This window comes from Psychroserpens damuponensis, from assembly GCF_000826655.1.
GTDB classification, from domain to species: domain Bacteria; phylum Bacteroidota; class Bacteroidia; order Flavobacteriales; family Flavobacteriaceae; genus Psychroserpens; species Psychroserpens damuponensis.
Genome location: NZ_JXJO01000023.1, coordinates 18,411 through 31,797 on the forward strand (window position 1 = coordinate 18,411; position 13,387 = coordinate 31,797).

11 protein-coding genes are annotated in these 13,387 nt (G+C 33.6%); 6 read left to right on the forward strand and 5 right to left on the reverse strand.

Annotation, left to right across the window (positions count from 1 at the left end; translation table 11 throughout):
* Positions 1-154 precede the first annotated feature (154 nt).
* On the forward strand, positions 155-1,780 hold the full coding sequence (gene pruA, locus TD29_RS13750; RefSeq protein ID WP_040281352.1) for an L-glutamate gamma-semialdehyde dehydrogenase: 1,626 nt from the start codon (positions 155-157) through the stop codon (positions 1,778-1,780).
* A gap of 145 nt (positions 1,781-1,925) precedes the next feature.
* Positions 1,926-3,701, forward strand: coding sequence for a T9SS type A sorting domain-containing protein (locus TD29_RS13755; protein WP_040281353.1), 1,776 nt, complete (start codon positions 1,926-1,928; stop codon positions 3,699-3,701).
* Positions 3,702-4,100: 399 nt separating this feature from the next.
* Here the strand turns inward: TD29_RS13755 and TD29_RS13760 are convergent, their stop codons facing one another.
* On the reverse strand, positions 4,101-5,393 hold the full coding sequence (locus TD29_RS13760) for an Omp28-related outer membrane protein (RefSeq protein ID WP_040281355.1): 1,293 nt from the start codon (positions 5,391-5,393) through the stop codon (positions 4,101-4,103).
* 140 nt (positions 5,394-5,533) lie between these two features.
* Between TD29_RS13760 and TD29_RS13765 the strand changes: the two genes are divergently transcribed.
* A complete protein-coding gene (locus TD29_RS13765) occupies positions 5,534-6,013 on the forward strand; it encodes a TlpA family protein disulfide reductase (RefSeq protein ID WP_040281356.1) in 480 nt (159 codons plus the stop codon).
* A 37-nt stretch (positions 6,014-6,050) separates the two neighbouring features.
* Complete coding sequence (locus TD29_RS13770; protein WP_040281357.1) at positions 6,051-7,835, forward strand: DUF6029 family protein; 1,785 nt, start codon at positions 6,051-6,053, stop codon at positions 7,833-7,835.
* Positions 7,836-7,892: 57 nt separating this feature from the next.
* Here the strand turns inward: TD29_RS13770 and rsmG are convergent, their stop codons facing one another.
* Positions 7,893-8,522, reverse strand: coding sequence for a 16S rRNA (guanine(527)-N(7))-methyltransferase RsmG (gene rsmG, locus TD29_RS13775; protein WP_040281359.1), 630 nt, complete (start codon positions 8,520-8,522; stop codon positions 7,893-7,895).
* 138 nt (positions 8,523-8,660) lie between these two features.
* On the opposite strand from rsmG, the gene TD29_RS13780 reads away from it, so the two are divergent.
* A complete protein-coding gene (locus tag TD29_RS13780) occupies positions 8,661-9,755 on the forward strand; it encodes a fatty acid desaturase family protein (protein ID WP_040281360.1) in 1,095 nt (364 codons plus the stop codon).
* A gap of 36 nt (positions 9,756-9,791) precedes the next feature.
* The gene (locus TD29_RS13785; protein ID WP_040281362.1) at positions 9,792-10,976 is read left to right on the forward strand and encodes a pyridoxal phosphate-dependent aminotransferase; all 1,185 of its coding nucleotides are present in this window, start codon (positions 9,792-9,794) and stop codon (positions 10,974-10,976) included.
* A gap of 60 nt (positions 10,977-11,036) precedes the next feature.
* On the opposite strand, the gene TD29_RS13790 is transcribed toward TD29_RS13785, so the two are convergent.
* From TD29_RS13790 to TD29_RS13800, 3 genes are all read right to left on the reverse strand, one after another.
* Positions 11,037-11,312, reverse strand: a complete 276-nt coding sequence (locus TD29_RS13790) for a hypothetical protein (protein WP_152611525.1) — start codon at positions 11,310-11,312, stop codon at positions 11,037-11,039.
* A gap of 160 nt (positions 11,313-11,472) precedes the next feature.
* Positions 11,473-11,727 (reverse strand): hypothetical protein, encoded by a 255-nt coding sequence (locus tag TD29_RS13795; RefSeq protein ID WP_040281366.1) that lies wholly within the window; start codon positions 11,725-11,727, stop codon positions 11,473-11,475.
* Positions 11,728-11,888: 161 nt separating this feature from the next.
* Positions 11,889-13,382, reverse strand: a complete 1,494-nt coding sequence (locus TD29_RS13800) for a TrkH family potassium uptake protein (protein WP_040281368.1) — start codon at positions 13,380-13,382, stop codon at positions 11,889-11,891.
* Positions 13,383-13,387: the final 5 nt, after the last annotated feature.

Genomic DNA, 13,387 nt, shown 5'->3' on the forward strand with positions numbered 1-13,387 from the left:
TTTAAAGTTGAGTAGGTCTAAAACACATGGAGCAACTTACAAAAAATTACTCATTTTTTTTAACCTTGTTTTAATACTTGTCAATCTATAAGTCGTCAAAAAATCGTAACTTTGCAGCTTCAAAATAATAACCAAATTATAAATATATATTAAGATGGGAAAAGGATTTTTCAACGTACCAGTAGCTATAAATGAGCCTGTTAAATCGTATGCTCCAGGATCTCCTGAGCGTGATGCAGTTTTAGAGGCTTATAAAAAAATGTTTAATGAAACTATTGATGTACCAATGTACATTGACGGTAAAGATGTTAAGACAGGAAACACTAAAACCATGTCTGCACCTCACGATCATCAACATGTTGTTGGCACGTATCATGTAGCCGAAAAATCAAATATTGATGATGCTATTGCGACAGCTTTAGAAGCTAGAAAAGAATGGTCTCAATTACCTTGGGAACAACGTGCTGGTATTTTTTTAAAAGCTGCTGAATTAATCGCAGGACCTTACAGAGCAAAAATAAATGCTGCAACTATGATTGCACAGTCTAAAACAGTGCACCAAGCAGAAATTGATGCCGCTTGTGAATTGATAGATTTTTTAAGATTCAATGTACAATTCATGACAGATATTTATCATGAACAACCAGAAAGCACAAGTGATGCTTGGAATCGATTAGAATACCGTCCGCTTGAAGGTTTCGTATACGCTGTCACACCTTTTAACTTTACTGCTATTGCTGGAAACTTACCAGCTTGTATGGCCATGATGGGTAATGTAGTGGTTTGGAAACCTAGTGATAGTCAAATCTATTCTGCAAAAATCATTATGGATGTGTTTAAAGAAGCTGGAGTTCCTGCTGGTGTTATAAATGTTGTATTTGGTGATCCTGTAATGATTACAGATACTGTGATGGATAGTCCTGATTTTTCTGGATTACATTTCACAGGTTCTACTTATATCTTTAAAGAACTTTGGAAAAAAATAGGAAACAATATCCACAATTATAAAACATACCCAAGAATTGTTGGTGAAACTGGCGGTAAGGATTTTATTGTGGCTCACAAAAGCGCAAACCCAATTCAAGTAGCTACTGCAATTTCTAGAGGTGCTTTTGAATTTCAAGGTCAAAAATGTAGTGCTGCCTCAAGAGCTTATGTCCCTTCAAATATGTGGGACACAGTTAAAGAACGTGTGATTGCAGATGTAAAATCTTTTAAAATGGGTTCTCCTGAAGATTTAAGCAACTTTATTACAGCTGTAATTCATGAAGGATCTTTTGATAAGCTAGCAAAATTTATAGATCAGGCTAAGTCTGATGCAGATGCCGAAATCATCGTTGGTGGAAACTACGATAAGAGTAAAGGCTACTTTATAGAGCCAACTGTTATTGTTACAAGTAACCCAAAGTATACTACGATGTGTACTGAGCTCTTTGGACCAGTAATCACAATTTACGTTTATGATGAAAACCAATATACCGAAACTTTAAAACTTGTTGACGAAACAAGTGAATACGCATTAACAGGCGCTATTTTATCTACAGATAGATACGCTATTCAAGAAGCTACAAACGCCTTACAAAATTGTGCAGGTAACTTCTATATCAATGACAAACCTACAGGTGCAGTTGTTGGCCAGCAACCATTTGGAGGTGCTAGAGCATCTGGAACAAATGATAAAGCAGGTAGCGCATTAAACTTATTGCGCTGGGTATCTCCTAGAATGATTAAAGAAACATTTGTAACTCCTACAGATTATCGTTATCCTTTTTTAGGTTAAAAACCACTGTCAAATTCATAAAAAATCCTCAAGCCTAACGGTTTGAGGATTTTTTTTGCCTTTCAACCTAAAACATTAGACAACATCTAATTAACTAAATCAAACTTTGTATATTGGTATCCAATATTATATAAATTGATCCACTATGAAAAAACATTACTTTTTACTTTTATTCCTATTCCCTCTGTTAGGTTTAGCTCAAACCATTGAGTTTGAATCTACGCTGACTTCAGATTTATCAGGCTACTCTGGAGTTACTGAATTTGCAGGTTTAGGTGAATACGAAATATTTTTAGACACAGACACTGGTGTTTTAGACAAGCCAATAATCTTGCTAGATGGTTTTGACCCTGGAGACACTAGAACAATACCTGGCATCTATAGCTTACTAGATTTCACAGGTTCTCAAGGAAATCAAAATTTAGCAGACCTAGTTAGAACAGAAGGCTTTGATGTTGTGATATTAAACTTTCCGCAGTATTTCAAATTGGCAGATAACTCAGTATTAAATATGGATGATGCTACAGATGTTAATGCTGATATGGTAATTGATGAATTAGATTATCCTGGAAGTACCTTAGTTGATGGTGGTGCAGATTTTATGGAGCGTAACGCGATGCTTTTAGTTGATTTAATTAATACGCTTAATACGGATAAAGTTGGAGATGAAGATCTTGTTATAATTGGCCCAAGTATGGGAGGATTGATTTCTAGATTTGCTTTAAATTATATGGAAAGTAACGCTATAGATCATGAAACAAGATTATGGATTTCTTTTGATGCACCTCATAATGGAGCTAATGTACCTTTAGGGTTTCAACATCAGTTTAATTTTTTAGCTAATGGTTTAGGTGACGACTTAAATATTGTAGAATTACAACCTATAGTAAACGGACTTTTAAAATCTCCAGCAGCTAGACAATTGTTGGTAGATCATTTTGAAGCTCATTTGCTAAACGGAAGTGATGTAGAATTTGACCCTACAAAATTATTACCAGATGCGCATCCTTATAGAGACGTTTTTCTGAGTAACATAGGCGGTTATCCTCAAAATACGCGTAATGTATCAATGATTAATGGTAGTGGTATTGGTACACCTTATCAATCTACTTCTAACACTCCTGTAACTCCAGGTTTCACAGTAATTAATGACACATTCGATGTTCCTGATTCTCCATTGCCTACGACAGCACAAATAGGCATTAACCTAACACCTGCCACTCTTGATAATAGTCAATTGATAAGTAAAATATTAGTACAAGTTAATTTTATAGGAACTATAGACCTTGTTGACGTTGAAATTAATGCGCAAGCACCAACTTTTTCTGATGGTGTTGATGCTGCTTCGGGAGGTCTTTTTGATTTAAGTGGTTTCACAGCAGACTTAGGATCTGAAGGTTTAATTGGCGACTTCTTAACTTCTTTACAACTTGATAAATTTAGTTTTATCCCTTCTGTAAGCGGTATGGCTCTACAAATTACTAATGATGAAATAGATTGGTACCATGATATTAATTTAGGAACTCCTGAAAGTTCTGGAGACACAACCAATAATACGCCTTTTGTAAACTGGTATATGCCAGACAATAATGAAAATCACGTGGAATTAACTGAGCAAAATGTAACTTTCGCGCTTAGTGAAATTATGCCAGAAACATTATCAAACGTCGATTTTGAAAACTTTGCAACACTTAAAATTGAGAAAAACCCTATAGATTCTCAATTAACAATTTTAAGTAACACGGTTGTTGATAATGCTAGAATATCATTAGTTGACATCACAGGCAAAATAGTTCATCAATCTATCCAAACTTTAGATAGACGATTAACTATACCATTACATTTAGATTCTGGAATGTACATTCTTAATATAGAAACACAGCACAATCTCAAGTATAGAACTAAGGTTATAGTAAAGTAAATTATAATCTATTTACAACACAAAAAAGAGACTGGAATTATACTAGTCTCTTTTTTTTGTGCTCTATACTATTTTATACTGAAATGTGCCAACTCCAAAACCGTCAAGGCAATAACTATAGTGATGCACATACCAAAACCATCACAATAGCCACTTTCAGCCTTAGCATTTACAAATTATCAGTATTCAAAAAACAGACGTCGTCTAACACTAAACCCACGCAACACAAAAACGAATTATAGACATCCTACTACACTTCCATTATATAATGATGATCTTGAACGAGATATTTCAGCAAAACTTATAAATAAAAAAACCTGAACACTATAAATAATGTTCAGGTTTTAATTTTATTTAAAATTCTAATATAACCGCATTCGATTATATTAAGATAAGAGATTAGTCAAAATCTTTATTCTCTCCTAAATCTGCTTTTTGAACATTTAACACAGTATTATCTGGTCCAACAACAAAAGCAACAAGCTCTAAATTAGCTGTGTTTTGAACACTTGCAGGCACTGTTAAGGTATAATTCCCTGTAAACGTACTATCCGTATCAGAATCTTCATAAGGGATCGCATCACCATAAACATCAGTAAACGTTGCTCTAGCCGTATGATTATGTACAAAATCTTGGATAGGATTTCCTTGTTGGTAATAAGGGCTAGAAGGATCTCCATTGTAAAAATTAACCTGAGGATACACTAAACCATTTTCTAATAAATACACTACTATTCTGTTTTCAGACGTTGTTTTTAAGTCATAATGCACTCTTACTTCCGCAGTAATTGTATTACCCGAAATTGAAGAGTTGATTGCTAATCCCATTTTTTGTCTTGCACTCAAAAGTCCAACAGGCTGGCTAGTTGATTCATTCCAATTCATCGTTCTATTAACTCTTCCTGAAGGGAAACCTGTAATACCATAAGTATTTAACATCGAAATTACTGGAGTAAAATGCAATGAATAACCTGGATCTCCAGCATATTCTCTATGTAAAGCGACAGGAATAATATTATCATCTGTTGCAACGGCTTGTTCTAAAGCATAAGCTAATCTTGGGCAATATTGACACCAAGAACCTGTATAATCTTCTACCATCACCTTAGTTGTATGTGTAGACTCAACAGCTTTTAACTCTAAAGTATTAGAAGTCAATACACTACCATCTTCTAAAGTATATGTTGCTACAACATTATAAGTACCAGGATTTGCAAACGCAACAGGATTAGTTACTACACCTGTATCTGCAGTTAATGTTGAATTTATTGTTACTTCATTACCTAAATCTGTAACCACCAATAATAAGGTTTGACCATCATCATACCAAAAAGAATCTGTAGCCGTAGATAGTGTAATTGCTGTTGGCACTGGTATAGGTTGCACAGTGATCGTTGTAGTGCTTGTTAACCCACCATTAGTAGCTGTAACCTCAAAGCTACCTGCTGCACTAAATGCATAAGGATTAGAAATTACGACACCACCAACTGTTAATTCAGAACTGGTTGTAACATTAGTCCCTAAATTATTTGTCACTGTGAACGACACAGATTCTCCAACAAAAACAGTAGAGGAGTCTCCCGACACTGTAATTGAAGATGCTGCTGCTCCATCATCAGAGCTACTACATGCAAAAGCAAAAACCACAAAGGTTACTACTGCTAATTGTTTTAAAATACTTTTAATTTTCATTTCGGAATGTTTTTTGATTTAGTTAATTTAAAGTCAGACTGTCTAACCTTTTTTTGTCAATAAGCAGCGATTTATGATTTTATTCTTAAAATTTTTAAGAATAAAACACTAATTTTAACAAAAAATTAAAAATTTACCTAATGAAACAACTTATCTATTTATTATTACTTACTTTGAGTTTTAATCTTTCAGCTCAAGACAATTTACCAACCGCAGAAATTAAAACTTTAGACGGTGATACTACTACATTAGAAAAAATAAGCCAAGATAACGACCTTATTATAGTCTCACTTTGGGCAACTTGGTGTGTGCCTTGCAAAAATGAATTAGATGCTATTAACGAAGTTTACGTGGATTGGCAAGACGAAACAGATGTGAAATTATATGCAATTTCTGTTGATGATTCAAGAACCGTAAGTCGCGTAAAACCTTTAGTTAATGGAAAAGCTTGGGATTTCAACATTTTATTAGATACTAATAATGATTTGAAAAGAGAATTAGGTGCAGCTACAGTTCCACTCACATTAATAATTAAAAACGGCAAAATTGTTTATAGACACTCTGGATACACACCTGGTGCTGAAGACGAGCTTTTTGAAGAAATCAAGAAACACTCTTAACCCTACATTTTTATTTAAACCAATCAACCTCTTTAACATGAAAAAAACTACGGTTTTATTTTTGCTAATACTTCCTATATTAAGTTTTGCACAAGAAACAGAAGACGATAAAAACACAACCTTTGATCAATTTTTAAACAATTTAACTGGTAGCTTTGAGACCAATGCGCAATGGTACGTTAATGATAATGTATTAGGTGAATTTAGTGATCCCATACCTGAGTTTGATTTAGAAAACAAACATGTAAGAGCAAATAGCTATTTGCGATTAGATTATAATTTTCTAGAACACTTTACTGTTGGTTTACAAGTAGAAAGCTATGAACCGTTACCTCTATTAAGTTTCTATCCAGAGTATAAAGGCACCGAACTTTCTAACTACTACATCAATTTTAGAAATAAAAAACTAGATATCACAGCAGGTCATTACTATGAACAATTTGGAAGTGGACTGTTATTAAGGGCTTTTGAAGAACGACAACTAGGTTTAAATAATGCTTTAAGAGGTGGACGCATAAAATACATGCCTACAAATTATTTAAATTTCACTGCCTTATACGGAAAAAATAGAATTGGTTTTGAGCATTCTGAAGGAGAAGTTTTTGGCTTAGATGCTAATGTAGATTTAAAAGATGTATTAGGTATTGAAAGCGTATCTAGATTTAATTTTGGTGCGAGTTACGTTGGTAAAAGTGAAGATTTCACAGCTCCTATTGATGAGTTTGATCCAGAAAACACTTTTGATGACACAGATTTCCCAGAATTAATCAATTCATTTGCATTTAGATTTGATGTTGACTTTGGTAAATTCTTTGTAAACTCAGAGTATTCTCTAAAAGGTAAAGATATTTCGTATACTTCTGCTTCTGTAGGTCAACCAGAAATCATTGAAGGCAAATATTTTGATGGTAGTGCACTTTTGTTCACAACAGGTTATACTGTTAAAGGCTTTGGAGTTTCAAGTACGTTTAGACGTCTAGAGAATATGGCATTTTTCTCTGATAGAGATTTAATAAAACCAGGCAACAACCCATTTGGAATGGGCAGCATCAACTATACTCCTGCATTAACAAAACAACAAGATTACTCGTTATCAAATATTTATTTATACCAAGCGCAATCACCATTGATTATTCAAAATTATGGAGGTCAAGCTGGAGAAATAGGAGGACAAATAGACATGTACTATACCTTTAAAAGAGGCTCATCTATTGGAGGTAAATATGGTACAAAACTTACGATGAACATGTCATATTGGTCACTTTTAGATGCTACGTTTGATCAAGACAATTCATCTTATGAAACCGAAATGTTCAAATTTGGTGAAAAGCTCTATAAAGATATCAACTTTGAAGTTAAGAAAAAGTGGTCTAAAGATTGGAGCAGTGTGTTATTCTACCAAAACTTATCGATCAATAAAAACTTAGCAATTGAAGGGTCTTACATACCAGATGACGAACATATAAACTCTAATATTATCGTTGCAGAAACGACTAGAAAATTTAGCAAAGGACGTTCTATACGTTTAGAATTACAACACCTATCAACCAAAGAAGATAGAAAAAATTGGGCTGGAGGTACATTAGAATATGTTGTGAATCGCAACCTAGCTTTTTATGTTGCAGACATTTATAATTACGGTAATGATATTGACGAGGAGCAACTGCACTACTATAATTTTGGAGGTAGTTACACAAAAGGAGCAACTAGAGTGGCTTTAAATTATGGACGACAACGTGGCGGATTATTTTGCGTAGGAGGTGTATGTAGAATTGTACCAGAAAATGTTGGGTTATCTTTAAACTTAACAACAGCATTCTAATTAACCACACTATATATAATCAAAAAAGCTTCATGACAATCATGAAGCTTTTTTTCGTTATCCACGCCATTTTATGGGCAAGTGCACTACTTTTTTTGTTTCAAAGAAATCCTCTTTAAAATAATCTTCTAATTGATATAGCGTTGTCGTTTGATACGATTGTAATTCTTCACTAAGGTCTCCTCCTTTTAAGTATAAAATTCCATTCTTGAGATCGTGTTTTTGTTCTTTTGCAATTTTACCTTTCACCCAATGTACAAATGTTGGCATTGCTGCCACTGCTCTACTTACAATAAAATCAAACTGCTCATCTATCTCCTCAACTCTACTATGGGTTGTTTTAACATTGGTTAAACCTAAACCTTCAACAACTTCATTAACCACCTTTAATTTTTTAGCAATACTATCCACCAAATGAAATTGACTTTCTGGATGTAAAATAGCTAAAGGTATTCCTGGAAAACCTCCTCCTGTACCAACATCTAATATGTTAGAATTAGGCTTAAACCTTATAACTTTGGCAATCCCTAATGAATGTAGTACATGACGTAAATACAACTCGTCGATATCCTTACGCGACACTACATTTATTTTCAAATTCCAGTCCTTATATAGTTCCTCTAATTTTTTAAACTGAAGAATTTGTTCTTCGGTTAAATCAGGAAAATAATATTGAATGAGCTCCATTTTTTAAAATTTTGACAAAAGTATGTATTTTTATGTGGATATTTTTAAGATTTTATTATCCCTATCACAGCATTTATTAATTATCTTTGCTTTTCATACAAAAACGAGATTTTTCACGTTATATTGAAAATTAATAGCATGAGTAAACAAACATTAACCTTCTCACGAACAGATTCTGCAAAATTTTTCAGAACGCTTAACAAGCGAGTTAATAATTATTTCAAAGAAAACAACATTAAAAAAACAGGAAACTGGAAGCTTTATATTAAAGCTATAGTCATGTTCACATTATTACTTGGACCTTTAGTATTACTGCTAACAGTTGAGTTACCAATTTGGCTACAAATTATTAGCATGATGGTTATAGGTATTGGTATGGCAGGTGTTGGCATGAATGTGATGCACGATGCCAATCATGGTTCTTTTTCTAGTAAAAAGTGGGTCAATAAACTTATGGGAAGCAGTATCCACATATTAGCTGGTAACGATTACAATTGGAAAGTACAACACAATGTATTACATCATACGTATACAAACATTCAAGGACATGATGAAGATATTGATGCAGGACGAATTATTCGTTTTTCTAAGCATTCTAAATGGTTAAAAATTCATCAATACCAAAAATATTATGCCTTTTTACTATACGGTTTATTAACTGTTAACTGGGCGATTACAACCGATTTTAAACAAACCTATGTTTACCTTAAAAGAAAATTATCATATGGTGATTTTCCTAATCCAGCAACACAATGGACCAAGTTAATTATTGGTAAAATCATCTATTACTCTATTTGGGTTGTATTACCAATGGCTTTAGGTTACGCTTGGTGGCAAGTTTTAATTGGGTTTTTAATTATGCATTATACAGCAGGTATAATTTTAAGTGTAATTTTTCAATTAGCACATGTTATGCCAAATACAGAAATGCCTTTACCAGATGAAAATGGAACCATGAAAAACACATGGGCTATACATCAATTATTTACAACTTCTAACTTCTCACCTAAAAGCTGGATGGTAGAATTTTACACTGGAGGTTTAAATAGACAAGTAGAACACCATTTGTTTTCTAATATAAGTCATGTACATTATAAACACATAGCTAATATAGTTAGAGAAACTGCACATGAATTTAGCTTACCTTATAACGAATACAATTCTATTTGGACAGCCATTTCAGAACATTATCAACAACTAAAAGAATTAGGTAAAAATCCTAGTTTGGCTTAATTTATTGTAAAGTTTAACAGCAACCAACCTCACACAATGACACAACTTTCAAATAGAGTTCTTAATATGGCAACATCTGCCACACTAGCAATGGCAGCCAAAGCAAGAGAACTAAAAGCAGAAGGCAAAGATATAATTGGTTTAAGTTTGGGAGAACCAGACTTTAATACACCAGATTTTATAAAAGACGCAGCAATACAAGCTGTTAATGACAACTATAATTCATACACTCCTGTTGATGGATACGTAGAGTTAAAAGATGCCATAATAACAAAATTTAAAAGAGATAACAATCTCACATATAAACACTCTCAAATAGTCGTATCTACAGGTGCAAAACAAGCTTTAGCTAATATTGCCGCAGTAATGCTAAACAAAGGAGATGAAGTAATTTTACCTTGCCCTTATTGGGTTAGTTACAGTGACATTGTAAAACTTAATGAAGGTGTACCTGTTGAAGTAAAAACATCAATAGATAACGATTTTAAACTTACACCTCAACAATTAGAAGCGGCTATTACACCAAAAACAAAAATGATTTGGTACAGTTCGCCTTGCAATCCAAGCGGATCTGTTTACAGTAAAGACGAATTGAGAGCATTGGCAGATGTACTTCAAAAACACCCAAACATTACCGTTGTTTCAGATGAGATATACGAACACATCAATTTTATTGGTGGTCATGCAAGTATGGCTCAGTTTGACGATATGTTTGAGCGCACAATAACCGTTAACGGTGTTTCAAAAGCCTTTGCCATGACAGGTTGGAGAATTGGATATATTGGAGCTCCAGAAACCATTGCAAGAGCATGTAACAAAATGCAAGGGCAAATCACAAGTGGTGCTAATTGTATTGCACAACGTGCTGTGATTACTGCGCTAAATGAGTCACCATCTCGCGTACAATATATGGTAGATGAGTTTAAAGTAAGACGAGAATTAATTCTTGGTTTATTAAATGACATTGAAGGATTTAAAACCAATGTACCTGAAGGTGCTTTTTATGTATTTCCTGATATTTCTTTTTTCTTCGGAAAAACCCTAAAAGGACAAAACATTGAAAACGCAACCGATTTTTCACTCTTCTTATTAGAACACGCCAATGTAGCAACTGTAACTGGTGTTGCTTTTGGTAATCCAGGCTGTATTCGTATTTCTTATGCTGCTTCTCAAGAGCAAATCATTGAAGCTATTAAGCGAATAAAGGAAGCGGTTAGCTAAACCTATAACAACAAAAATTAAAAAGACCTTTTAGTAACATTGCTGAAAGGTCTTTTCTTTTTAACCATATTGAAGTCTATAAAACCAATACAAAACAATTGATCCCACTATAGTCCCAATAATAAGCTGCTTTATAAGTAAACGTTTTTGCTCTCGTTTTGTTTTCATCCTAATACGTCTCAACACATGAGGTGATACTTTAGGCATTACATAAGGTTTATAACCTAATGGACGATTTGAGCCACCATTCATTTTTGTAAATGGTATGCGTTTACCGTTTTTTAATAATCTTCTATTATTATTAATTGTAGTATTCATTGATCCAATTGAGCTCATAATATCTTTTTTTATACTGAAATATCTTCCAGCAGTCCAACCGTTAAAATTGAAGTATATCAAACCTTTCGAGATCATTAAACGATGCCGAAAACGTATTGAATAAAAGTGTAAAAGATAGTTTTAGGTGCGCCCTAATCGTACCAGTTAAAAAGGTCGTTTATAATATAAAGCCAAGAACGATGGCAAAAACAGACAATTTTAAAAGTGTTTCGATACTTGAAGTAAATTGATATTGTCTGCCTTTTAAGCGTTGCTTAATACCAAAAATTGATTTAGAATTTGTGTGTTGTAAATTACAGTTTACAATAGACTTATAATTTGAATTTAATAACCCTTGAGGTCTAACAAATGTTGTCTCTAATCTAGGTTTGGGTGAAGGCTCTAATTTTTGTGATGCTAATACTAATTCCATGATTGATTGATTTAATTGATTATACTAGTAAGACGTACTTATCTAATAATTGTTACAAAAAATCGCAACCATAACTCGTTAGTAACCAAGATGAAATTCTCGAAATACCTATGGATATTAATATTTCCGAAGAAAAAATATTTTGAAATTATTTTTAAAATCTATCTATTTCTCCAGAAAAAAGGAGTCAATAATATTAAAACTGTGAAGAGTTCTAATCGGCCAATAAGCATCAAAAATGCCGACCACCATTTTCCTAGAGCAGGCAATTCTGCATAGTTATTTACTGGTCCGTAATTACCCAACGCAGGACCAACATTTCCTAAACTAGAAGCCGATAAACCTATGGCAGACTCAAAATCTATGTGCATCATAGAAAACACTAAAGCACCAACAATAAACGATAACATGTATAGGATAAAGAATCCTAATATGTTAAAAACAATAGTACCTGTAACCGCTTTCTTGTTATAGCGCACAGGCAAAATTGCATTAGGATGTAATGCACGTTTAAACTCTAGAAATCCGTTTTTAATCATAATCATGTGCCTTACTACCTTAACACCTCCTGAGGTACTTCCTGCCGAACCACCTAAAAACATAAGACCAAAAAAGAACACCACCAAAAATGGTGTCCACAAGGTATAATCTGCCGTTACAAAACCGGTTGTTGTTATGATGGCTATTACCTGAAAAAGTGCATGTCTAAATGAGGCTTCGGCTTTTCCAAAAACCATGGGATGATCAATAGATGAGATTGAAAAATCTGCTCTAAAATAGATGATTACAGCCGCTATAATTGTAAATAAGGCTACGAATTTAAAATACAATTTAAACTCTTCATCTTGGATGGCCTTTTGCACTTTACCCTTAAATGCAAAGTAACTTAGTACAAAGTTTGCACCTGCCAAAAACATAAAAACAATGATAATATATTGTATTACAGGTTGCCCATTCCAATAGGCAACACTTGCATTTTTTGTTGAAAACCCACCTGTAGACAACGTACATAGCGAATGGTTTATGGCATCAAAAAATGTCATTCCTGCCACTTGAAGTAAAATGGTTTCGGCAGCAGTATAACCAAAATAGATAAGCCATAGTCGTTTTGCTGTATCTGTAATTCTTGGGTGTAATTTATCGGCATTAGGTCCTGGAGCTTCTGCGGCAAAAAGCTGCATACCTCCAATTCCTAACAAAGGTAAAATAGCAATAGCGAGAACGATAATTCCCATACCACCAATCCAATGTGTCATACTTCTCCAAAATAATATCCCTTTTGGAACGGCTTCAATATCATTTAAAATACTAGCTCCTGTGGTTGTATAGCCTGACATGGTTTCAAAAAAGGCATCTGTAAAACTAGGTATGGCTCCAGATATTAGATAAGGAATTGTTCCGGTAAGCGCCATGACAATCCAACCAAAGGCTACCACAATATAACCATCTCTTTTATTGAGTTCTTTTTTATGCTCTTTAGTAGTTATCATTAAAACACCTCCCAATAAAAGCACTATAAGACCAGAAGACAAAAGCTCTAAGGTTACACCATCCTCATAAACAAGACTTATAACTGTTGATAGTAACATAAAACCTCCATTAAAAAGGCATAATAACCCGAAAAAATGACAAATGATTTTGTAGTTAAGTTTCATAGATG

Bases quoted from the DNA above. Each gene is read 5' to 3' on its own strand.
- TD29_RS13765 (WP_040281356.1), top strand. From the start codon at position 5,534: ATGAAACAACTTATCTATTTATTATTACTTACTTTGAGTTTTAATCTT.
- TD29_RS13770 (WP_040281357.1), top strand. From the start codon at position 6,051: ATGAAAAAAACTACGGTTTTATTTTTGCTAATACTTCCTATATTAAGT.
- TD29_RS13780 (WP_040281360.1), top strand. From the start codon at position 8,661: ATGAGTAAACAAACATTAACCTTCTCACGAACAGATTCTGCAAAATTT.
- TD29_RS13790 (WP_152611525.1), bottom strand. From the start codon at position 11,312: ATGAGCTCAATTGGATCAATGAATACTACAATTAATAATAATAGAAGA.
- TD29_RS13795 (WP_040281366.1), bottom strand. From the start codon at position 11,727: ATGGAATTAGTATTAGCATCACAAAAATTAGAGCCTTCACCCAAACCT.
- TD29_RS13760 (WP_040281355.1), bottom strand. From the start codon at position 5,393: ATGAAAATTAAAAGTATTTTAAAACAATTAGCAGTAGTAACCTTTGTG.
- TD29_RS13800 (WP_040281368.1), bottom strand. From the start codon at position 13,382: ATGAAACTTAACTACAAAATCATTTGTCATTTTTTCGGGTTATTATGC.
- TD29_RS13785 (WP_040281362.1), top strand. From the start codon at position 9,792: ATGACACAACTTTCAAATAGAGTTCTTAATATGGCAACATCTGCCACA.
- pruA (WP_040281352.1), top strand. From the start codon at position 155: ATGGGAAAAGGATTTTTCAACGTACCAGTAGCTATAAATGAGCCTGTT.
- rsmG (WP_040281359.1), bottom strand. From the start codon at position 8,522: ATGGAGCTCATTCAATATTATTTTCCTGATTTAACCGAAGAACAAATT.
- TD29_RS13755 (WP_040281353.1), top strand. From the start codon at position 1,926: ATGAAAAAACATTACTTTTTACTTTTATTCCTATTCCCTCTGTTAGGT.